Raw genomic sequence first — 21,418 nt, forward strand, 5'->3', positions numbered from 1 at the left:
CACCGCCGTCATTCGTTCCGCGTTCCGAGCGCGTTGCGCGGGCCCACCCTCAACTCTTCCCTTGAAAGGGAGGGGAGCGAGACTTGCCGCGCCGCAGGCGTGGCTTAGTCGCAGCGGGGTGGGTTTTGTGTCAGTCGGAAAGCGACCATTTGTTGCCGTTCACATTGTAATGAGTGCTTCCCAAAAGCGGTTACTTTCGGCACGCGCGCGGCCCAATCTGAACCACGCCAACGCTTGAACACTTCACAACGAGGCGGGCCAGGGTAATTCTGGTCACATCTTCAGCCTTAAGGCCCGGGTCCCCAGTTTTGTCCCTGTAACGGCATCTATAGCGACCGGTTCGATCTCTGCCCCGGACTCCGCATCGACATAGCGGGCCAGGTCGCCATCGCAATACAGATGGGCCCACGCTCCGATCATCATGAGTACCGGCAGGAAATCCCGGCCCGCATCCGTAAGCACGTACTCCTCGCGGGGAGGCTTTTCCGAATAGAGACACTTTTCGAGCAATCCACCCTCAGTCAGCGCCTTGAGGCGCTTTGTGAGCACGGACGGCACAATACCGAGGCTCTTCCTGAACTGGTCAAACCTGGTGAGGCCGGCATGGGCATCACGCAGGACAAGAATGCTCCACGCATCACCGACTGAATCAAGGCCACGGGCGACGGGGCACTGCGGAACTGAATTATTTTTCATTACATATCTTTTTGATAGTTACATAGTATCGAAAAGATAGTAACACGACTTCGGGCAATGATCCATACCGAATGAAAGTTGATGACATGCGTAACACAAACAATGGCGTTGCCCTGGTAACGGGCGCATCCTCCGGCATAGGCCTCGTGACAGCCGAAGCCCTGGCGAAAGTCGGCTATCGGGTGTTCGGCACCAGCCGCAAGCCGACAACCAATCCGCCGGGCATTACAATGCTGATCTGCGACGTGACCGATGAAGCTTCGGTCCAGACACTGATTGCGGAGATCGTGAAACAGGCTGGCCGCATCGACCTTGTGGTCAACAATGCTGGCATCGGCCTGCTCGGCGCCGCCGAGGAGTCTTCCATCGCCCAGGCCCAGCGCCTGTTCGACGTCAACGTCTTTGGTGTCGCTCGTGTCGTCAATGCCGTGCTTCCGGCCATGCGCAAGCAGAAAAGCGGCCGGATCATTAATATGAGTTCGATCCTCGGCCTGATCCCTTCCCCGTTCAACGCCTTCTATGCCTCTACCAAGCACGCCATCGAAGGCTATTCGGAATCGCTTGATCATGAAGTGCGCGCCTTTGGCATTCGCGTGGTACTGGTGGAGCCCGGCGTGACGCGCACTTCGTTTGAGGAAAACTTGACGCGCGCCGACCAGTCTCTTCCTGCCTATGCGTCCGAACGGGTACGTAGCGAAAATCTGATGCGCACCTGGGTCGAAAAGGGCGACGATCCGCAGGTCGTTGCTGACATCGTGGTCAAGGCCGCCACCGCGAAGAAGCCCAGGATTCGCTATTCCGCAGGCAAGCAATCCACTCAGGTTCGCGCCCTCCGCCGCTACCTTCCGGAACGGATAATCGACGGCATCCTGCGTAAGGTCAACGGCTTCACCGCGTAGGCGCGTTCGATATCCATCGCGATATCTTCGAAAAGTTCAGGCACCGACGCTCGACTATATCTCTACTCGAAAGCCCAGAACCCATAGCTCTCCTCCCTTATCGGCGAGCGGGTCGATGATGAAGACGGCCAGCTCATCTGCTGGCGGTGTTCTACCAAGTAAAGTAACGGGGCCGTCGCTACGAACTTCGTGGCGACGGCTCTTCCCTTGGCCCGCCCAAATCGGCGATTTCGTCACGCGCCGGTCAGACCACACGCCTGACTTCATGCCGCTTTCCCCTTGAGCGCTTTCTGCCGCCGCCTTTGCACCGACGATCCGATGCCCATCGCTTCGCGATATTTGGCGACGGTGCGGCGGGCGATGTCCATGCCCTTAGCGCGGAGCAGGTCGACCAGCGTGTCGTCGGACAGGATCGCCTGCGGGTCTTCGGCGGAAATCAGCGCCTTGATGTGGCTCTTCACCGCTTCGGCCGAGACGGCGCCGTCGCCGCCCGCCGCCGCGACGCCGCTGGTGAAGAAATATTTGAGTTCGTAGAGGCCGCGCGGGCAGGCGAGATATTTGTTGGAGGTGACGCGGCTGATGGTGGATTCATGCATCCCGATCGCATCGGCGACGGCCCTGAGCGTCAGCGGCTTGAGATGCGCGACGCCCTGGCGGAAAAACTCCTCCTGCTGGCGCAATATCTCGCTCGTCACCTTGATGATCGTCTTCTGCCGCTGGTCGAGCGCCTTCACCAGCCAGTTGGCGCTGGCGAGGCAGTCGGCGAGCCAGGCCTTGCTGGCCTTGTCCTGCGGGCCGCTCGACAGTTCGACATAGTAGCTGCGGTTGACGAGCAGGCGGGGCAGGGTGGCGCCGTTCACCTCGATCGCCCAGCCTTCTCCGGCGGGCCGCACGAACAGGTCGGGCGTCACCGGTGTGGCGCGATCGCTGGAGAAGCGGAGGCCGGGCTTGGGATCATAGCCGCGCAGTTCGGCGATCATGTCGGCCATATCCTCCTCATCCACGCCGCAGATGCGACGGAGGTGGGGCAGGGCGCCCTTCGCCAGCAGGTCGAGATTGGCGAGCAGGCGCGCCATGCAGGGATCATGGCGATCGGCTTCCTTGGCCTGGAGCGCCAGGCATTCGGACAGGCTGCGCGCGCCGACGCCGGTGGGGTCGAATGTGTGGATGACGCCCAGCACCCTTTCGACCTGATAAAGCGGCAGGTTCAGGCCATGCGCAATCTGGAGCAGATTGGCTTCCAGATAGCCGGCTTCGTCGATCTGGCCGATGAGCTGGCTGGCGATGAGGAGGTCCAGGTCCGTCAGGGCGGCGCGGGCCTGATCCATCAGATGTTCCTGAAGGCTGACATCGGGCGCGGCGAAAGCGTCGAAATCGGGCGCATCATCGCCATAGCCGCCGCCGGAGAGCATATCCATGCCACTGCCGCCTGCCGTTCCAAGCGCGTTGGCCATGCGATCACCGGGGCCGTCGTCGATGAAGGTGTCGGCGCCATGGTCGACGTCGAGCGGATTGTCCGCGCCGCCCAGGCCTTGCGCGATCAGATCGTCGCTGGCGCCGGTTTCGGCGGCGAGCGTGGGGCGTTCGACATCGCGGTCGATGCCGTCGGATGCGGGCAGGGCGTCACTGCCGCCGCCGGTTTCGAGCAGGGGATTTTTCTCCAGCTCGCCCGCGACGAAAGCCTCGATTTCCAGGTTGGACAGCGCCAGCAGCTTGATCGCCTGTTGAAGCTGGGGCGTCATGACCAGAGACTGGCTCTGGCGAATGTCGAGGCGCGGCCCTAGCGCCATAAAGACTGGCCCGCGACCGGAAGGAGACGATGCCGCGGTCTCATCTCAAAGCTGGAAATTCTCGCCCAGATAGAGACGCCGGACATCGGCATTGGCGACCAGTTCGGTCGGGCTGCCGGCGAAGAGCATCTGGCCGTCATAGATGATGCAGGCGCGGTCGACGATTTCCAGCGTTTCGCGCACATTATGATCGGTGATGAGCACGCCGATGCCGCGATTCTTGAGATCCTTCACCAGATCGCGAATGTCGGCGATGGAGAGCGGGTCGATGCCGGCGAACGGCTCGTCGAGGAGCACGATCGAGGGATTGGCGGCCAGCGCACGAGCAATCTCACACCGGCGACGCTCGCCGCCCGACAGCGCCATGGCCGCGCTGTCGCGCAGGCGGGTGAGGCCGAATTCTTCGAGCAACTGTTCGAGGCGGGCATCGCGCGACGCCTTGTCCGGTTCGGCCAGTTCCAGCACCGCGCTGATATTCTGCGCGACGCTGAGGCCCCGGAAGATCGAAGTTTCCTGCGGCAGATAGCCCAGGCCCAATATCGCGCGGCGATACATGGGCAGGCCGGTGATATCCTGCCCATCCAGGACGATGCGGCCGTGATCGGGACGGACCAGGCCCATGACCGAATAGAAACAGGTGGTCTTGCCCGCGCCATTGGGACCGAGCAGGCCGACCACTTCGCCCTTGGCCACGGTCAGCGACACGTCGGAGAGGACCACCCGCTTGTCATAGCTTTTCGCGATCGAGATGACCGACAGGCCATCACCCACTTCGATGGGGGCGGGGGGCTGGGCCGGGTTCGGCCGTTCCTGGGCGGTCACGTCGTGCATCCTGTCATCCTTGCGGGCCATGGGGCTCGCGGGGGTAAATTGGCAGCCCTAGGGCGATTGGCAAGCTTTGTGCATGGTAACGCGGCGGGAGCAAGGAGAAAATGGGTGCGCCGTGGCCGGTATGCGGCTGATCCGGCCTGCGTTACCGGATCGGCAGGGCGGTTTCATATTTGGTGGTGGAAAGGGCGAATTGGGACGAGGCGCCCGCGACCGAAGGATGTTTGAGCAGGGTGCGCATCAGGAAATGCTCATAGTCGGCGACATCCGACGCCACGATCCGCAGCAGATAGTCCCACTCGCCCGACATGGAATAGCATTCCATCACCTGTTCGTGGCCGCGCACGAAAGCCTCGAAAGCGGCGATGGCCTCGCCCGAAAATTCCTTCATGCGGACATGGCAGAGGACGGTGACGCCCTGGCCCAGGCCGCGCGGATCGGCGAGCCAGACGGCGCGGCGCAATATGCCCTGATCCTGTAGCGCGCGGACGCGGCGCCAGCAGGACGGACCGGTGCTGCCCACCCGTTCGGCAAGGTCCGCATTGCTCAACGCGGCGTCGCGCTGAAGTTCGGTGAGGATGCGGCGGTCGAGGGAATCCAGGGTGAGAATATTAGTCATGAAATCAGCATAACATGAAAGATATTGCCGATCATCACGGCAAATAACATGATTTTGAAAAGCATTTTCGGCTGTTCTTTGCGACCATTGCCAATATGGAGAAGACCGCCGATGCCCGTCCTGCCCATGCCGCGAAGGATTGGACGATCCCGCAGGACTGGGACCGTTATGATGCGGCCGATCACGCCATGTGGGACCGGCTGTTCGAGCGGCAGGCGGTGATGCTGGAGGGGCGGGTCGTGCCCGAATTTCTCGCCGGCCTCGACATATTGCGCATGGACCGGCCGGGCATTCCCGATTTCCGGGCGCTGTCCGACCGGCTGATGCAGGCCACGGGGTGGCAGGTGGTCGCGGTGCCGGGGCTGGTGCCTGACCGTGTCTTTTTCGAGCATCTCGCCAACCGCCGCTTTCCCGCCGGGCGCTTCATCCGCACGCCGGACCAGGAAGATTATCTAGAGGAACCGGACGTGTTTCATGACGTGTTCGGCCATGTGCCGCTGCTCGCCAACCCGGTCTTCGCCGATTATATGCAGGCCTATGGGCAGGGTGGGCTGCGCGCCGACGGACTGGGCGCGATCGAGAAGCTGGCGCGGCTCTATTGGTATACGGTCGAGTTCGGGCTGATCGACACGCCGCAGGGGCTGCGCCTCTATGGCGCGGGGATCGTATCGTCCAACGCCGAATCGCATTTCGCGCTGGAAGACCCGTCGCCCAACCGGATCGGCTTCGACCTCCGGCGGCTGATGCGCACGCGCTACAAGATCGACGATTTCCAGCAGAGCTATTTCGTCATCGACAGTTTCGAGCATCTGCTGGCGCAGACGACCGGGATCGACTTCGCGCCGCTCTACCGGGAACTGGCCAGGCTGGCGGACCTGGACACCGACACCATCCTGCCGGGCGACCGCGTGCTGACGCGCGGCACCCAGGCCTATGCGAAAAAGAAGGAAGAGGAAGTTTCATGACTGCCAACCCGGACAATCCCCCCCACAATCCGCTCGGCCTCAACGGCTTCGAGTTCGTCGAGTTCACCTCGCCCGATCCGGAGGCGATGGCGGCGCAGTTTCTGGCGCTGGGCTTCACCGCGACGCATCGCCATCCAGCCAAGAATATCACCCGCTACAAGCAGGGGCGCATCAACCTGATGCTGAACCGCGACGATGCCGGGCGGGTGGCGGCGTTCCGCGGCGTGCATGGGCCGTCGGCGAGCGCCATGGCGTTCCGCGTGGCCGATCCGGCGGCGGCGCTCGCCTGGGCGCTGGACAATGGCGCGAAAGCGACGGAAGAAGATGATACCGTCATCGAGGGGATTGGCGGGGCCTATCTCTATTTCATCCAGGATGACGTGGACCTCTATGCCGACTGGGCCGAATTTCCCGGCTGGCGCGAGGCGGAGGCGCGCAACAATGTCGGCCTCGACCTGCTCGACCATCTGACCCACAATGTCCGGCGCGGACAGATGCGGGTGTGGAGCGAATTTTACCGCACCCTGTTCGGCTTCGAGGAACAGAAATTCTTCGATATCAAGGGCAAGGCGACGGGCCTCACCAGCCAGGCGATGATCGCGCCCGACAAGGCGATCCGCATCCCGCTCAATGAAAGCCAGGACGACAAGAGCCAGATCGAGGAGTTCATCCGCGACTATCATGGCGAGGGTATCCAGCATCTGGCGCTGACCACGGCCAATATCTACGACACGGTGGAGCGGCTGCGGGCGCGCGGCGTGCGGTTGCAGGACACGATTGAGACCTATTATGAGCTGGTCGACACGCGCGTGCCGGGCCATGGCGAGGATCTGGAGCGACTGCGGAAGAACCGCATCCTGATCGACGGCGATGTCGAGCAGGAGGGCATATTGCTCCAGATCTTCACCGAGAATATGTTCGGCCCGATCTTCTTCGAGATCATCCAGCGCAAGGGCAATGAGGGTTTCGGTAACGGTAATTTCCAGGCGCTGTTCGAAAGCATCGAGCTGGACCAGATACGGCGCGGCGTCGTGAAGGTGGATGCGTAAGCGAGGAGACGAAATGGCCTATCTCCCCGGTTTCGCCAATCATCATGCGAGCGAGGCGGTGGCCGGCGCGCTGCCGCAGGGGCGCAATTCGCCGCAGCAGCCGGCCTATGGCCTTTATGCCGAACAATTGTCGGGCACGGCCTTCACCGCGCCCAGGGCGGAGAATCGGCGGAGCTGGCTCTACCGGATGCGGCCGAGCGCGGGGCATGGGCCGTTCCGGCCCTATGCGCGCGAGACGCTGATCCGGTCGGCCCCTTTTGACGAAGCGCCCCCTTCGCCCAATCGGATGCGCTGGAACCCGCTGCCGGCGGCGGGGGAGGGCGTGGATTTCGTCGATGGGCTGGTGACGGTAGCGGGCAATGGCGATGTCGGCGCGGGGAAGGGCTGCGCGATCCATCTCTATGCGGCGAGCCGGTCGATGGTCGATCGCGCCTTCTTCTCCGCCGATGGCGAGATGCTGATCCTGCCGCAGCAGGGCGCACTGCGCATCGTCACCGAAATGGGCGTGATCGATGTTGCGCCCGGCCAGGTCGCGCTGGTGCCGCGCGGGGTGCGCTTTCGCGTCGAGCTGCCCGAAGGGACGGGGCGGGGCTATGTCTGCGAAAATTACGGCGCGCTGTTCCGTTTGCCCGAACTGGGGCCGATCGGGTCCAACGGGTTGGCCAATGCGCGCGATTTCGAGACGCCGGTCGCGGCCTTCGAGGATGTTGAGCGGCGCACGCAGGTCGTGCAGAAATATAGGGGGGGGCTGTGGGCCAGCGACCTTGACCATAGCCCGTTCGACGTGGTGGCGTGGCACGGCAATCTGGCGCCCTGGCGCTATGATCTGTCCCGCTTCAACGTCATGGGGACGGTGAGTTTCGACCATCCCGACCCGTCCATCTTCACCGTGCTGACCAGCCCCAGCGACACGCCCGGCACCGCGAACGCCGACTTCGTCATCTTCCCGCCGCGCTGGATGGTGGCGGAGGACACGTTCCGGCCACCCTGGTTCCATCGCAATATCATGAGCGAATATATGGGGCTGCTCCACGGCGCCTATGACGCCAAGGCGGGCGGTTTTGCGCCCGGCGGCGGCAGCCTGCATAACTGCATGGGCGCGCATGGGCCGGACGTGGAAAGCTGGCGCAGGGCGAGCGCGGCGACGCTGGTTCCGCAGAAGATAGAGGAGACGATGGCGTTCATGATCGAGAGTCGATATCCGTTCCGCCCGACCCGCTGGGCGATGGAAACACCGTTGTTGCAGGGCGATTATGACGATTGCTGGCAGGGTTTCCCCAAGGCGAAGCTGCCGCGATGAGCTGGTGGACGACCGACGAGACGCATGACCCCCGGCGGACGAGCTGGGTCGAAAGCGCGCAGGAGCATCAGGATTTTCCGGTGCAGAATCTGCCCTTCGGCCTATTTTCGATCGAAGGGATGCGGCCGCGCGCGGGGGTGGCGATTGGCGACATGGTGCTGGACCTGCCCGCCTGCGCCAATGCGGGCCTGCTGCCGGCGGCGGTTGCGCCGCTCTGCGCCGGGGAGGTGCTGAACGGGCTGATGGCCTTGCCGGCGACGCAGCGTGTCGCGCTGCGGCGGCGGCTGAGCGAACTGCTGTCCGATCCCGCGCATCGCGCGGCGGTGGAGCCGATGTTGCATGCGGCGGTGGATTGCACGCTGCATCTGCCGGCGCGGATCGGCGATTACACCGATTTCTATGTCGGCATTCATCACGCCAATAATATCGGCCGCCAGTTCCGGCCCGACAATCCGCTGCTGCCCAATTATAAATATGTACCGATCGGCTATCATGGCCGGGCGTCGTCGGTGCGGCCTTCGGGCGAACCGCTGGTACGGCCGCGCGGGCAGCGCAAGCCGCCGGAGGCCGACGCGCCGCTCTTCGGCCCGACGGTGCGGCTCGATTATGAGCTGGAGCTGGGCGTGTGGATCGGGCTGGGCAATGATCTTGGCACGCCGATCCCGATCGGGCAGGCGGCGGCGCACATCGCGGGCTTCTGCCTGCTCAACGACTGGTCGGCGCGTGATTTCCAGGCCTGGGAATATCAGCCGCTGGGACCGTTCCTGGCCAAGAATTTCCATTCGACCATTTCGCCCTGGGTGGTGACGCCCGAAGCGCTCGCCCCCTTCCGCATCGCCCAGCCGGCGCGGCCGGAGGGAGACCCCGCGCCGCTCGCCTATCTGAGCGATAGTGACGACCAGACGCATGGCGCGCTAGGGCTGGCGCTGGAGGTGGAATTGAGCAGCGCGGCGATGCGGGCGGGGGGACATGCGCCGCTGCGCCTCAGCCGGGGACCGGCCAGCAACATGTACTGGACGGTGCAGCAGATCGTGACGCATCATGCGTCCAATGGCTGCAACCTGCAACCGGGCGACCTGCTGGGCACCGGTACCATCTCCGCGCTGGGGCGGGACGGCTATGGCAGCTTGATGGAACTGTCCAGCGGCGGGCGGGAGCCGATCACGCTGCCGACCGGCGAGACGCGGACCTTCCTGGAAGATGGGGACGAGGTGACGCTGCGCGCGCGGGGCGAGGCGGACGGGGCGGTGCCGATCGGCTTCGGCGAATGCCGGGCGCGGGTGTTGCCGGCGCAGTAGGGCGGATCGAGATTCGGGTGGAAGGGGAAGCCTCATTTTCATCGTCATTCCGGGCTTGACCCGGAATCCAGAGTCGTAGGTGCTGCCCTTTGTGGCCCTGGATGCCGGATCAGGCCTGCCCTGAGCCTGTCGAAGGGTCCGGCATGACGGCGTAGGAAGTGAATGTCGATCGGCCTCAGCCAAGAAAGGCGGGCGCGTCGGGATAGGCGGGCAGGACCGGTCCCAGCGCTTCCTCCAACGGGCCAAGCCATGGGGCGAAATGCCGCCAATGGTTGAGGCCGTCGGTGAAGATGGGTTGGCGCACCTGTTCGGAACTGGCGGTGCGCACCGCGCGTCGGTTGCGCCAGAAGGACAGGCACTCCTCCTCGAACGGCAGGCCGAGATGGTCGAGCAGCCGCGCGACTTCCCCCGGCGTGTCGGCGACCATGCGTTCATAGAGGACGCGGTGGACCCGGCCGGGCATGGCCGTGTCGAAGGCGGTCATATGGTCGACATAGGCGCGATAGTAGCGGCCGATGTCGGTGAGGTCGTAGCTGAATGCCTGACCGCGCGCGAAATGCTGCTTCCAGCCGGAAAAACAGCAGCCCATCGGATGGCGGCGCGCATCGATGATTCGGGCGTTCGGCAGGATGAGCTGGATCAGGCCGACATGCTGCCAGTTGTTGGGCAGCTTGTCGATGAAGTGCGGCTTGTCACTGCGGCGGTGGATGCGGGTGCGTTCCAGATATTCCTCGCCCAGCCGCGTACGGTCGGCCGGGGTGAGGGACAGGATCATGGCGCGGAAATCGGGAAACTCCCCTTCGTCCACGCGCGATTGCAGGCGACCGGCGATCGCCATCATGTCGGGCAGTTCCATCGTGCCTTCGACCCGGCTGTGGCTGGAAAGGATCTGCTCCACCAGCGTCGATCCGGCGCGCGGCAGGCCGACGATGAAGATCGGATCGGGCGCGGGGCAGCCGCCGTCGCCCCTCTGCGCGATGAAGGGCGCGGTGAAGAGGCCCGATGCGGCCTTCACCTCGGCGGCGAAGGAGTCGGCGTCGTGCAGCACCATGGTCCGGCGCAGGCGGTTGCCCTGGTCATAATGGGCGAAGGCGGCGGGATAGTCCTTCGCATCCTCATATGCCTTGCCCAGCGAGAAATGGAGGTGGAAGATATCTTCCCTTCGCGCTTCCTCCTCCGGTTCGAGCGAGGCGAGCGCCCGTTCCATCGCGGCGACGTCGTTTGCGGTCAGCGTGACCGTCTTGAGGTTGGCAAGGCTCCACCAGGCTTCGCCCATGGTTGGCTGCTGGGCCACGGCCCGGCGATAGGCGTGGATGGCGTCGGCCTGTTGCCCCAGCGTTTTCAGCGCATGGCCCAGATTCTGCCAGACCTGTGGCTGGTCGGGCCGGACGGCAAGCAGGCGTTCGTAGATCGTTCGCGCGCCTTCCTGATCGCCCAGGCGCACCAGCACCGACGCCTTGACGAGATCATAGCCGGGATGTTTGAGCGGGGAGGCGGTGAGTATCTCCGCATGGTCCAGCGCTTCGGGCAGGCGGTTGTTCTGGAGCAGCAGGCGGATGAGGAAATCGCGCGCCAGATCGAAGCCGGGGGCGAGGCGCACCGCGCGTTCGACCAGCGCCAGCGCCCGGCTCATGTCGCCGCGCCGCCACTGGATTTCGCCGGCCAGGCGAATGGCGGGGGGATCGTCGCGCGCGCTGAGTCTGGCGTCGGCGTCGTCGAGGCGACCTTCGTTCATCGCCACCGCCGCGTCGAGCAGGTCGCGGTCGCGGGAGGCGGCGTGGACGCCCGACAGGTCGGCACGCCAGCCGTCCTGATCGCGGCCGGCCTTGCGCAATTCCCCGGCGAGAAGGAACCAGCCGCTGGCGATTGTGGGCTGCTGACGGGTCAGGTTTTCCAGCGCGGCGATGGCCTGACCGGTGTCGCCCGTCTCGCTGGCCGCCTGCGCCAGTTCCCAGAGCAGGGCGGGCACGCGCGGCTGATTGCGGGCGAGGCGGGACAAGCGCGTCAGGGCGGCCTGGGGCTGGCCCAGCCGCCGCAAGGCCTGGCAGGCGATCAGTTCCGCTGGCGCAAAACCCCGTGCCTGCCGCAGGATCGCCTCAGCCTGAGCCAGCGCCGTGGCCGGTTCGGCATCCAGGTGCCGCGCGGCGCACGCCAGTGCCTGATCCAGTGCCGGGTCCAGTGGAGGAGGGCTGATCGCCTTGGCGGCGATGCCCGAAGCGGAATCCATAGACCTGTCCTATTTCTTTTCCCATATGCACAATGAACGCGATTTTTCGGCCGCGCAATGACGATGCGGAAAACTATGTAACAAAGGAGCAACTAAGCTGTTGACTCCTGCCTGCGTTGCCGCATTATCAAAGCTGGACGATCGTACGGAATTATAGAAAAGTCCAAGGGGTAGTCACGACATCATGGGTGTCGCGCCAGCGCGCGGCAGGTTCGGAAGCGCAGGGCGTTCCGGCCACAGGATTGTGCGCCTTTGCGAAGGCCGGGATCGGCCCTGTCCGCAGGGACGGGGTGCAATGCGTCATAAACACACGGGCACACCCGTGGACGGGGAGAGGGAGAAGGGAGGCTTCGTTTCTACAGGGGGAGTCCGATAGAATGAAAATCCAGTCTCATCGCCGGTCGCACTTGATGAAGATACTGGGGGTGACCACGATCCTGGCGGGGCTTGTCTCCCCCGCAATGGCTCAGCAGGCCGCCGCGAATCCGGCCGCCTCGACGCCCGTCGATGATGGTCAGGGCCTGGGTGAAATCGTCGTGACGGCGACGCGCAGCGCGCAGAGCATCCAGAAGGTGCCGATCTCCATGCAGGCGCTGGGCGCCGAAAAGCTGGCGGAGCGGCAGGTCAAGGGATTGAGCGATTTCGCCGCGCTGTTGCCGTCGGTATCGTTCGAGGGCATCGGGCCGGGCCGCAACACCGCTTTTTTCCGCGGCATCGTGCCTGCGGGCGGTGCCTATGCCTCGGTCGGCTATTATCTGGACGACATGCCGATCACCGGCACCGAAGTGCCCGATATCCACGCCTATGACCTGGAGCGTGTCGAGGCGCTGTCGGGGCCACAAGGCACGCTCTACGGCGCCGGGTCGCTGGCGGGCACCATTCGCCTCATCACCAACAAGCCCAAGCTCGACAAGTTCGAGTTTGGCTATGACGTCGAAGCCAATAAATATGGCAAGGGCGATTTCGGCGGCCAGCTCGAATCCTATGTCAATGTGCCGATGAGCGACACGCTGGCGGTGCGGGCGATGGGCTATTACCGGCGCGATGGTGGCTATATCGACAATGTCTTCAACAACGGCACCTTCAACGACGGCCGACCGGCGGTCTATAATCTGGGCGATAACAATCCCAACACGACCTATGCGGTGAGCAACGCGGCCATCGCCAAGGACGATTACAACACGATCAAGGAATTTGGCGGCCGTTTCCAGCTTTTGTGGCAGCCGGTCGAAGGGTGGGACATCACGCCGGAAATCACCGCCCAGAAACAGGTGTCGAACGGCTATTTCGGCTATGATCCGCGCGTCGGCGACCTGGAAGTCCATGACTATGACCAGACCCGCAATGATGATCGCTGGTATCAGGCGGCGCTGTCGATCCATGGCCATATCGGCGACTGGGACGTCGTGTCCGCGACCGGCTATTTCAAGCGCCGCACCCGTACGCTGAACGACTATACCTATTATACCGTCACCTATGACGGCTTCGGCGCGGGCTATGAAAGCTATCTGCAGTTTTTCGACAATTGCACCGGAACGGGCGCGTCGCAGCAATGCTCCATGATTAATCCGACGCAATATTATCACGCCGATACGCACCGCAACAAGTTCACGCAGGAATTGCGGATCACCACGCCCAAGGACTGGCCGTTCGACGTGACCATCGGCGGTTTCTACCAGCGGCAGAAGAATGAGCTGAACACCAGCTACGCGATCCGCGGCCTGGACAGCATCACAGGCTATACCCAGACCGGCGGCGGCGATGTTCCGGGCGGTCTGATCGGTGTGCCGGCCATGTACGGCATCGCCTATGATGAGGATGGCAATCCCTATTTCGACACCAGCGATGTCATCAATGCGAACGGCAATCCGTTGGGCACGATGCTGCTGGGGACGCAGGCGGTGAAGGGGGATGCCTTCTATTTCGTCGAGCAGAACCAGCTTTATCATGACAAGGCGGTCTTCGCCGAAGGCCATTACAACATCACGCCGACACTGAAGCTGACCGGCGGCATCCGCTATTTCTGGACCGATTATAAGGTGAAGGGTTTTGCCGGTGTGGCCGGGTCCGCGGCAGGCGTGGGCTGCACGACGCCGCTGCCGGATGACGAGCGACTGACCTGCATCAATACCAATCCGCTCGCGGCGGACGGGACCGGACGGTATAAGGAGGATGGTGAGACCCATAAGGTCGCGCTGGACTGGCAGTTCCAGCCGGACAAGATGGTCTATTTCAACTATTCGACCGGATTCCGCCCCGGCGGCTTCAACCGGCCGCTGCGCATCCGCAGCCTGGGCCAGATTGTCACCGTGCAGCCGTTCAAGTCCGAAACGCTCACCAATATCGAGGTGGGCGTTAAGACGACCTGGAACAATATCTTCCGCTTCAACGCCGCCGTCTATTATGAAAAATGGAATAATATCCAATATGGCGTCGTGGTGTCGGGCGCGCAGGGGGCGGGCATGACCGGCAATGCCGGCAAGGCCGAGGTGAAGGGTATCGAATATGATGCCGATCTCAGGCTGGGCAAGATCACCATTTCGACGTCCGGCGCCTATAATGACGCCAAGCTGAAAGGGGATTTCTGCAACTTCGCGCTCAACGCGGCGACCCTGTCAATCTCTCAGCTCAGTAGCTGCACATTGGGCGAGTTCGTGGAAGGCTCCGCCCCGCCGACGCCACAGGTCGCGGCGGCCAACGGCACGCGCCTGCCGCGCCAGCCCAGGTTCAAGGGCACGACGTCGATCCGCTACGACACCGACATCGGCGATTATGTCGCCTTCTTCCAGGGGGCGGCGCTGTACCAGACTGGGGCGACGCAGGATCTGAACGTGGAAAGCAACGAATTGCTCGGCAATACCAGGGGCTTTGTCAGCTTCGATTTTTCGGCGGGTGTGAAGAAGGACAGTTGGAGCCTGACCCTGTTCCTTCAGAATGCCTTCGACAAACGAGGGCAGTTGACGAAGAACACCTTCTGCTCGATCGATTTCTGTTCGGGATCGTCGCGCACCTTCCCGATCAAACCGCAATTTTTCGGCATCAGATTCGGGCAGAAATTTTAGGGCGTCGAGCCTTTATAGCGCGCTCTGTTTTTTGTTATCGCATCGTTTTTTGTGGAAAGCCGGTTTCTACCTTTCCGGACGATGCTTTGGGGCCGATCGGCATTCAGGCTTAGCAGAAGGTCTTCGTTCCCCATTCATCGTCATGTTGATGGCAATCAGCGTCCATTCGGTACTTCCCCCCGAAGAGGGGGCTCCGAATGAATCCTGACTTTTGTCAGGATGACGGGTCACAATGAGGGAGAGGTCCGGATTTCCTGAATGCCGATCCGTTCTGGCGCAAGACAGCGTTAAATCGGAGTAGCGGGGGTCATGGTGTTTGCGGCCCTGGATTCCGGCGTTCGCCGGAATGATGGTGATTGACTAGACGCCTGCCGCCAGATTCACGGTAAAAGGCCCGCCGCGCTACGTGGCGCGACGGGCCTTTTCAGTGCGTGATGCGCAAGGCGGGCGAGCGTCGTGGACCGCGCCCCGGCTGATCCGGCCGGGGCGATAGACCATGCTTATTCGCCATCATCCTCCGCATCGGGTCCGGTCATCATCTTTTCGGCGACCTCTTCGGTACGCCCACGGATCGCCTTTTCCAGCTTGTCCGCCATTTCGGGATGTTCTTTGAGGAAGGTCTTGGCGTTCTCACGACCCTGGCCGATGCGCACCGAATCATAGGAGAACCAGGCGCCCGACTTCTCGACCAGGCCAGCCTTGACGCCCAGGTCGAGCATCTCACCGATCTTGGAAATACCCTCACCATACATGATGTCGAATTCGACTTGCTTGAAGGGCGGGGCGACCTTGTTCTTGACCACCTTCACCCTGGTCGTGTTGCCGACGATATCGTCGCGATCCTTGATCTGGCCGGTACGACGGATGTCGAGGCGGACCGAGGCGTAGAATTTGAGCGCGTTGCCGCCGGTCGTGGTTTCCGGATTGCCGTACATCACGCCGATCTTCATGCGTACCTGGTTGATGAAGATCACCATGCATTTGGAGCGGGAGATCGAGCCGGTCAGCTTGCGCAGCGCCTGGGACATGAGGCGCGCCTGAAGTCCGACATGGCTGTCGCCCATCTCGCCCTCGATTTCGGCGCGCGGCACCAACGCGGCGACCGAGTCCACCACCAGCACGTCGATCGCGTTGGAACGGACCAGCGTATCGACGATTTCCAACGCCTGTTCGCCGGTGTCGGGCTGCGACACGATCAGTTCGTCGATATCGACGCCCAGCTTCTTGGCATAGCCGGGGTCGAGCGCATGTTCGGCGTCGACGAAGGCCGCTGTGCCACCATTCTTCTGCGCTTCCGCCACGGCGTGCAAGGCGAGCGTGGTCTTGCCCGAACTTTCCGGGCCATAGATTTCGATGATCCGCCCCTTGGGCAGGCCACCAATGCCGAGCGCGATGTCGAGGCCGAGCGAACCGGTCGAGATCGCTTCGATCTCCATCTTCTCACGGCTGCCCAGCTTCATGGCCGAACCCTTGCCGAAGGCGCGATCGATCTGGGCGAGCGCCGCCTCCAATGCTTTCTGTCTGTCCATTGTCCCTGTCTTCTTGGAATCGATGAGTTGGAGCATTGCGGTCATCGGCCTATCCCCTGTCAAGCGGATCGCGTCGATTCTTTCGGCGCCTGGCGATGATGTATCCTATTTGTTCTTGTGGAACAAGAGGGGAACAGAAATTTCCTATCCGTTTTCGGGAAAGGCGTCTTGTGCGCCCAGTACCTTGTTCAGCGCGCGTTCGACCGCGCCGATGGTGAAGGGTTTGGCGAGGGTCGGCCGGTCGGCATGATCCTGTGGCACATCGTCGGCTATGCCGCCGGTGGCGAAGATGAAGGGAATGTCGGCCTGCGCCAATATGTCGGCCACCGGCCAGCATTTCTCGCCCTGGAGATTACAGTCGAGCAGCGCTGCGTCGAAGCCGCCCTCACGAGCATGGGTGCAGGCTTCGGTCACGGTCGCGGCCACGGCATGGAGCCGATAACCCAGTGCGTCGAGATAATCTTCCAGCATCATGCCGATCATCGCTTCATCTTCCACGACCAGGATCGATTTTGCGTTCGACATCAATGCCACGTCTCCAATTCTTCCGCGCTGGCTATCGCAATGCCCATGGCTTGCCCAGCATAATCGCCTGCACCGCGCACGCTCATTCGGCGGCTGCAGGGCGCATCGCCAGCGCATCGCGCGTGGCCTCCGCCAGTTGATTGACGGAGAAAGGCTTGGGCAAGAAGGCGACATTGGCGATGTCGATCGACTTGCGCAATTGTTCCTCAGCATAGCCCGACATGAAGAGCACCGGCAACTGCGGATGGGTTTGCCGTGCCTGCGTGACCATGGCGGGGCCGTCCATATTGGGCATGACCACGTCGGAAATGAGCAGGTCGATGCCGTCATGGGCGGCCAGCACCTCCAGCCCCTGTTCGCCGTCATTGGCGGTCAGCACCTTGTACCCCTGCCGCGTCAGCGCGCGTTCGGCCACGGCGCGCACCATATCTTCGTCCTCGACCAGCAATATGGTGCCGGTGCCCCAGGTTTCGGTGCGGTGGGCAGGCGGCTGGACGGTAGCGGAAAGGTCGACATCGGCGCCGGCATAGACCGGCAGATAGATGACGAAGCTGGCGCCCCGGCCCAGTTCGGATTCGGCGAAGATATAGCCGCCCGACTGCTTGACGATGCCATAGACGGTGGAAAGGCCCAGGCCCGTGCCCTTGCCCAGTTCCTTGGTGGTGAAGAAGGGTTCGAAGATCTTCGACAGGATGTCCGGCGGGATGCCCAGCCCCGTGTCGGACACGCGCAGCGCGGTATAGTCGCCCACCGGCAATATCTGCTGCCGCATTTCGCGCACCTTGGCGGCGGGGACGGCATAGGTCTGGATGTTGAGCGTGCCGCCTTCGGGCATGGCGTCGCGGGCGTTGACCGCGAGGTTGACGATCACCTGTTCCAACTGGCCGGGGTCGGCGCGCAGGGCGCCCAGATTGCGGCCATGGCTGACATCCAGCCGCACATTTTCGCCCAGCAGGCGTTTCAGCAGGTTCGACACGTCGGACACGATGTCGGGCAGTTGCAGGATCTGCGGGCGCAGCGTCTGCTGACGCGAGAAGGCGAGCAACTGGCGGGTCAGGCCGGCGGCGCGGTTGCTGTTCGACTTGACCTGCTGGAGATCGTCATAGTCGCTGTCGCCCGGCGTATGGCGCATCAGCATCAGGTCGCAATGGCCGATGATGGCGGTCAGGATATTGTTGAAGTCGTGCGCGACGCCACCGGCGAGCTGGCCGATCGCCTGCATCTTGGTCGCCTGCGCGACCTGGCGCTTGAGCTTGGATTCCTCGCTATTGTCCTTGAGGCTGAGCAGCACCGCCGCTTCGCCCAGGCCCCGGACACCCGCCAGGCTGAGCGCGATCGATTCATCGGGCTGGTCGCGCATCCGCACGGCGATGTCGCCCGACATTTGCGGGCCGGCGGCAAAACGGCGCACCGCATCGGCAACCGCCGCCTGATCCTCGCGCACGACCAGATCGCCGGGATAGCTGGGCTTGGTGCCGGATTCGAGGCCGGAGGCGCGCGCGAACGCCTTGTTGACGAACAATATCCGGCCGTCGCGATCGGCCATGGCAAGGCCGAAGGGGAGCAGCGAGAGCAGGGTTTCGATATAGGACAAAGCGGAGGTGCCGCCGCCGCCCGCCGGCTCGTCGATCAGCAGCAGCAGCATCGGGCCGTCCTGCGCCCCCGCCTGCCCGCTACCCATCTGCCCGCCGCCCTGCTGGCTGGCGCGACGCAGCGGCACCTGCAGCAGCCGCAGGGGGAGACCGCCATTTTCCTCACGCGCCAGGAACAGTCGGCCCTTGTCGTCCACCCGCATGTGGGACGCGAAGTCGCGGCCGCTGATATTGGCGTCGATGCGTCCGGCGGCGCGCAGCATGAAGGCGCCGTTGGCGGCGCGGATGCGCCCTTCGCCGCCGATCATCACCGCCATGATACCCGCTTCGCCCAGTTGCCGTCCGGCTTCGCCGGTCAGGAAACGATGGACATCGTCCAGCGCGCTCGGCTGACGGACGGGGGTGAAGCGCCAGAGCAGATAATCTTCCGACCGGCCGGTGCGGGCGATGTCGACATCCAGCCGCATCGCCCCCAGTGTCATGCCTTCCAACCTGGCGTCGCCATCGCGCCAGGCGGCGCGCGCGGTTTGGGACAGACCTTCGGTCAGCACGGTGTCGCCGGTGATGCCCGGCGGGGTCGGATAGCCGGGGAACCATTCACCGAACAGGTCGCTGGCGCAGACCAGCCGCCCGGCGCGATCGGTGACGGCCATGGCGATGTTGGAGGCGGCGGCGGCGGCGCGGGCGACGGTCCAGTCGGGCGTCGCTTCCCGGTCGGACAATTGCGCCGGATAGAGCCGGCGATGCCAGCTCATCAGCGCGGCTATGATGATGATGCTTGCGGCGAAACCCGCCGCGAGCGGCGCGCTGCCCGCCGCGTAGAAGACCAGGCCAGCCGACAGCAGCGCCGCGCCGATCAGCAACGGCAGCGTAAAAGGCGAGGCTGGTTTCACCAGCCACGTCTCATCATCCTTTTTCAGCCGTGCCGCCATGACCGGCCAACCCCCTGCATCGACACTGGAACGAACCACCCGTCAGATACGGGCGGCCTCCTCCAATGCGCTGCTTTTGTGGACCTTGCCAATCCTCAATTTACGCGCCTGCCATTTGCGGCCCATGCGGCGACGCCAGAACCAGTCGGCGAGGATGTAGCCGATGATCGCGCTGGCCACTGAAATCAGGAAAAGGCCGAGCAGCATGGCGGGAGCCGCTTCGGAGAAGAGCCAGGCGCACCATTGGCGGATCGAGGCATGGCCGTCGACTAGCGCCATGAAGCCGGTGGCGTCGGCGCTGCGGCCCAATATCCAATTGCCGAGCCACACCGACGCCATGAGGATGAGCGGCGTGGTGGCGGGGTTGGACAGGAACGTCATCGCCGCCGCCACGGGGATGTTGGCGCGGAACGGCAGGGCGAAAAGCGCGGCGCCGGCGATCTGCACGCCGGGGATCAGCAGGAAGATGCCGACGAACAGGCCCAGGGCCACGCCGCGCGGCACCGAGCGGCGGGTGAAGCGCCAGAGCGAGGGTTCGAGTACGCGATGGGCGACGGGGGCCAGAACCCGGCTCTGCTCCAGCGATTCGCGGGTGGGCGCGTTGGCGTGCCACCAGCGGGCGAGCCGGCCCATTCCCGAATCAGGCTTCATCAGCCGTGCGCCTTCATGATGCGCTGCTGATCGCGCTTCCAGTCGCGTTCCTTGATCGTGTCGCGCTTGTCATGGGTCTTCTTGCCCTTGGCCAGCGCCAGTTCGATCTTCGCCCGCCCCTGACTGTTGAAATAGATCATCAGCGGCACCAGCGTCATGCCCTGACGCGACACGGCGCTGTGCATCTTCTCGATCTCGCGTTCGTGCAGCAACAACTTGCGGGGCCGCTTCGGTTCATGATTTTCGCGATTGCCATGGCTATATTCGGGGATGTTGCTGTTCACCAGGAAGACCTGGTTGCCCTTCACCTCGGCATAGCTTTCGGCGATATTGCCTTCGCCGCCGCGCAGCGCCTTCACTTCGGTGCCCTGCAGAGCGATGCCCGCCTCGAACACGTCCTCGATGAAATAATCGAATCGCGCGCGCCGGTTTTCGGCGACGATCTTCTTCTTGTCGAAGGTTGCGTGACGGGGGCGGGCCATAATGTCTGTTCTACTTCTTTTCCGTACGGATGTAGGGATTTAAACCAATCCCGCAATCTCCAGCGCGCGATCGACGGCGGCGCGGCTCGATTCCGACGGCCAGGTGATCGGCAGGCGGACGTCGCCGGGCATGTCGGGGCGAACACGTGTGAGCGCATATTTGACCGGGCCAGGTGAAGAGTCGCTGAACAGGGCGTCGTGCAACGGGTAGAGACGATCCTGCAGCGCCAGTGCGCCATCCCAGTCGCCCGCCCGGCAAGCCGCCTGGAAATCGGCGCACAGGCGCGGCGCGACATTGGCGGTGACGCTGATGCAGCCCTTGCCGCCCATCGCGTTGAAGCCCAGCGCGGTTTCGTCATTTCCGGAAAGCTGGCAGAAGTCGGCGCGGCAGGCCAGCCGCTGCGCGGTGACCCGGCCGAGATTCCCGGTGGCGTCCTTGATGCCGACGACGGTCTGATATTCCTCCGACAGGCGGTGGATCACCGGCACGCCGATGTCGGTGATGGTGCGGCTGGGCACGTTGTACAGGACGATCGGCAGGTCGCAGCGCTCCGCCAGCCAGGCGAAGTGGCGATAGACGCCTTCCTGATTCGGTTTGTTATAATAGGGCGCCACGACCAGCGCCGCGTCGGCGCCGGCAGCCTGGGCGGCATACATATGCTCCAGCGCGATCCGGGTGTCGTTGGAACCGCAGCCGGCGATCACGGGCACGCGGCCTGCGGCTTGATCGACGCAGATGGCGATGACCCGGTTATGCTCCTCCACCGTCATGGTGGCGCTTTCGCCGGTGGTGCCGCAGGGGACGAGGGCGCTCGATCCTTCCGCAATTTGCCAGTCGACGAAGGCGCGAAAGGCGGCCTCATCCACCATGCCATCGCGAAACGGGGTGATAAGAGCCGGAATCGAGCCCGAAAACATGATAAAACTCCTTCAAATCTCCGGGCGGCCGGGGCATGATCGGTGAAACGGCGCGC

The 21,418-nt window shown here is 63.5% G+C and carries 17 protein-coding genes; 6 read left to right on the forward strand and 11 right to left on the reverse strand.

From position 1 onward, the window contains the following. Window positions 1-273: 273 nt before the first annotated feature. Complete coding sequence (locus tag MOK15_RS14510) at window positions 274-696, reverse strand: helix-turn-helix domain-containing protein (RefSeq protein WP_242932260.1); 423 nt, start codon at window positions 694-696, stop codon at window positions 274-276. An 86-nt stretch (window positions 697-782) separates the two neighbouring features. On the opposite strand from MOK15_RS14510, the gene MOK15_RS14515 reads away from it, so the two are divergent. After that, on the forward strand, window positions 783-1,595 hold the full coding sequence (locus MOK15_RS14515; protein WP_242932261.1) for an oxidoreductase: 813 nt from the start codon (window positions 783-785) through the stop codon (window positions 1,593-1,595). A 263-nt stretch (window positions 1,596-1,858) separates the two neighbouring features. On the opposite strand, the gene rpoN is transcribed toward MOK15_RS14515, so the two are convergent. The 3 genes from rpoN to MOK15_RS14530 form a co-directional block, all read right to left on the reverse strand. Then, complete coding sequence (gene rpoN / locus MOK15_RS14520) at window positions 1,859-3,385, reverse strand: RNA polymerase factor sigma-54 (RefSeq protein WP_242932262.1); 1,527 nt, start codon at window positions 3,383-3,385, stop codon at window positions 1,859-1,861. Between the two features lie 45 nt (window positions 3,386-3,430). Next, window positions 3,431-4,216, reverse strand: coding sequence for an LPS export ABC transporter ATP-binding protein (gene lptB, locus MOK15_RS14525; RefSeq protein WP_242932769.1), 786 nt, complete (start codon window positions 4,214-4,216; stop codon window positions 3,431-3,433). 142 nt (window positions 4,217-4,358) lie between these two features. After that, a complete protein-coding gene (locus MOK15_RS14530; protein WP_242932263.1) occupies window positions 4,359-4,832 on the reverse strand; it encodes an Lrp/AsnC family transcriptional regulator in 474 nt (157 codons plus the stop codon). Between the two features lie 95 nt (window positions 4,833-4,927). Here MOK15_RS14530 and phhA point away from each other — a divergent pair, with 95 nt between their 5' ends. From phhA to fahA, 4 genes are read left to right on the forward strand one after another with little or no spacing between them, the layout of a single operon-like run. After that, window positions 4,928-5,797 carry a phenylalanine 4-monooxygenase gene (gene phhA / locus MOK15_RS14535; protein ID WP_242932264.1) on the forward strand — a complete coding sequence of 290 codons (870 nt, stop codon included), beginning with the start codon at window positions 4,928-4,930 and terminating at the stop codon, window positions 5,795-5,797. Then, window positions 5,794-6,846: a 4-hydroxyphenylpyruvate dioxygenase gene (hppD, locus tag MOK15_RS14540; protein WP_242932265.1), complete on the forward strand. Its 1,053-nt coding sequence runs from the start codon at window positions 5,794-5,796 to the stop codon at window positions 6,844-6,846. Before phhA ends, hppD begins: the two co-directional genes overlap by 4 nt. A 13-nt stretch (window positions 6,847-6,859) precedes the next feature. Then, window positions 6,860-8,146 carry a homogentisate 1,2-dioxygenase gene (gene hmgA, locus MOK15_RS14545; RefSeq protein ID WP_242932266.1) on the forward strand — a complete coding sequence of 429 codons (1,287 nt, stop codon included), beginning with the start codon at window positions 6,860-6,862 and terminating at the stop codon, window positions 8,144-8,146. Next, window positions 8,143-9,444, forward strand: a complete 1,302-nt coding sequence (gene fahA, locus MOK15_RS14550) for a fumarylacetoacetase (RefSeq protein WP_242932267.1) — start codon at window positions 8,143-8,145, stop codon at window positions 9,442-9,444. Before hmgA ends, fahA begins: the two co-directional genes overlap by 4 nt. Window positions 9,445-9,619: 175 nt before the next feature. Here fahA and MOK15_RS14555 read toward each other — a convergent pair whose 3' ends face one another. Beyond that, window positions 9,620-11,671 carry a tetratricopeptide repeat-containing sulfotransferase family protein gene (locus MOK15_RS14555; protein WP_242932268.1) on the reverse strand — a complete coding sequence of 684 codons (2,052 nt, stop codon included), beginning with the start codon at window positions 11,669-11,671 and terminating at the stop codon, window positions 9,620-9,622. Window positions 11,672-12,081: 410 nt separating this feature from the next. Here MOK15_RS14555 and MOK15_RS14560 point away from each other — a divergent pair, with 410 nt between their 5' ends. Continuing rightward, window positions 12,082-14,733: a TonB-dependent receptor gene (locus tag MOK15_RS14560; protein ID WP_242932269.1), complete on the forward strand. Its 2,652-nt coding sequence runs from the start codon at window positions 12,082-12,084 to the stop codon at window positions 14,731-14,733. Between the two features lie 500 nt (window positions 14,734-15,233). Here the strand turns inward: MOK15_RS14560 and recA are convergent, their stop codons facing one another. The 6 genes from recA to dapA all read right to left on the reverse strand — a co-directional run bounded on the left by recA (window position 15,234) and on the right by dapA (window position 21,362). Beyond that, window positions 15,234-16,307, reverse strand: coding sequence for a recombinase RecA (recA, locus tag MOK15_RS14565; protein WP_278254157.1), 1,074 nt, complete (start codon window positions 16,305-16,307; stop codon window positions 15,234-15,236). Between the two features lie 99 nt (window positions 16,308-16,406). Beyond that, entirely contained in the window at window positions 16,407-16,787 is a 381-nt protein-coding gene (locus MOK15_RS14570) for a response regulator (protein ID WP_242932270.1), read from the reverse strand. Between the two features lie 82 nt (window positions 16,788-16,869). Further along, window positions 16,870-19,311, reverse strand: coding sequence for a response regulator (locus MOK15_RS14575; protein ID WP_242932271.1), 2,442 nt, complete (start codon window positions 19,309-19,311; stop codon window positions 16,870-16,872). A gap of 42 nt (window positions 19,312-19,353) precedes the next feature. Next, window positions 19,354-19,962 carry a DUF2062 domain-containing protein gene (locus MOK15_RS14580; protein ID WP_242932272.1) on the reverse strand — a complete coding sequence of 203 codons (609 nt, stop codon included), beginning with the start codon at window positions 19,960-19,962 and terminating at the stop codon, window positions 19,354-19,356. Continuing rightward, complete coding sequence (gene smpB, locus MOK15_RS14585; RefSeq protein WP_242932273.1) at window positions 19,962-20,444, reverse strand: SsrA-binding protein SmpB; 483 nt, start codon at window positions 20,442-20,444, stop codon at window positions 19,962-19,964. The genes MOK15_RS14580 and smpB overlap by 1 nt, the downstream gene beginning before the upstream one ends. A gap of 39 nt (window positions 20,445-20,483) precedes the next feature. After that, window positions 20,484-21,362, reverse strand: a complete 879-nt coding sequence (gene dapA, locus MOK15_RS14590) for a 4-hydroxy-tetrahydrodipicolinate synthase (RefSeq protein ID WP_242932274.1) — start codon at window positions 21,360-21,362, stop codon at window positions 20,484-20,486. Window positions 21,363-21,418 lie beyond the last annotated feature (56 nt).

Source organism: Sphingobium sp. BYY-5 (assembly GCF_022758885.1).
Taxonomy (GTDB): domain Bacteria; phylum Pseudomonadota; class Alphaproteobacteria; order Sphingomonadales; family Sphingomonadaceae; genus Sphingobium.

Coding starts and splice junctions, on each gene's coding strand:
- phhA (WP_242932264.1), top strand. CDS start 4,928: ATGGAGAAGACCGCCGATGCCCGTCCTGCCCATGCCGCGAAGGATTGG.
- smpB (WP_242932273.1), bottom strand. CDS start 20,444: ATGGCCCGCCCCCGTCACGCAACCTTCGACAAGAAGAAGATCGTCGCC.
- hmgA (WP_242932266.1), top strand. CDS start 6,860: ATGGCCTATCTCCCCGGTTTCGCCAATCATCATGCGAGCGAGGCGGTG.
- MOK15_RS14515 (WP_242932261.1), top strand. CDS start 783: ATGCGTAACACAAACAATGGCGTTGCCCTGGTAACGGGCGCATCCTCC.
- lptB (WP_242932769.1), bottom strand. CDS start 4,216: ATGCACGACGTGACCGCCCAGGAACGGCCGAACCCGGCCCAGCCCCCC.
- dapA (WP_242932274.1), bottom strand. CDS start 21,362: ATGTTTTCGGGCTCGATTCCGGCTCTTATCACCCCGTTTCGCGATGGC.
- MOK15_RS14560 (WP_242932269.1), top strand. CDS start 12,082: ATGAAGATACTGGGGGTGACCACGATCCTGGCGGGGCTTGTCTCCCCC.
- MOK15_RS14555 (WP_242932268.1), bottom strand. CDS start 11,671: ATGGATTCCGCTTCGGGCATCGCCGCCAAGGCGATCAGCCCTCCTCCA.
- fahA (WP_242932267.1), top strand. CDS start 8,143: ATGAGCTGGTGGACGACCGACGAGACGCATGACCCCCGGCGGACGAGC.
- MOK15_RS14530 (WP_242932263.1), bottom strand. CDS start 4,832: ATGACTAATATTCTCACCCTGGATTCCCTCGACCGCCGCATCCTCACC.
- MOK15_RS14575 (WP_242932271.1), bottom strand. CDS start 19,311: ATGGCGGCACGGCTGAAAAAGGATGATGAGACGTGGCTGGTGAAACCA.
- rpoN (WP_242932262.1), bottom strand. CDS start 3,385: ATGGCGCTAGGGCCGCGCCTCGACATTCGCCAGAGCCAGTCTCTGGTC.
- MOK15_RS14510 (WP_242932260.1), bottom strand. CDS start 696: ATGAAAAATAATTCAGTTCCGCAGTGCCCCGTCGCCCGTGGCCTTGAT.
- MOK15_RS14570 (WP_242932270.1), bottom strand. CDS start 16,787: ATGTCGAACGCAAAATCGATCCTGGTCGTGGAAGATGAAGCGATGATC.
- MOK15_RS14580 (WP_242932272.1), bottom strand. CDS start 19,962: ATGAAGCCTGATTCGGGAATGGGCCGGCTCGCCCGCTGGTGGCACGCC.
- hppD (WP_242932265.1), top strand. CDS start 5,794: ATGACTGCCAACCCGGACAATCCCCCCCACAATCCGCTCGGCCTCAAC.
- recA (WP_278254157.1), bottom strand. CDS start 16,307: ATGACCGCAATGCTCCAACTCATCGATTCCAAGAAGACAGGGACAATG.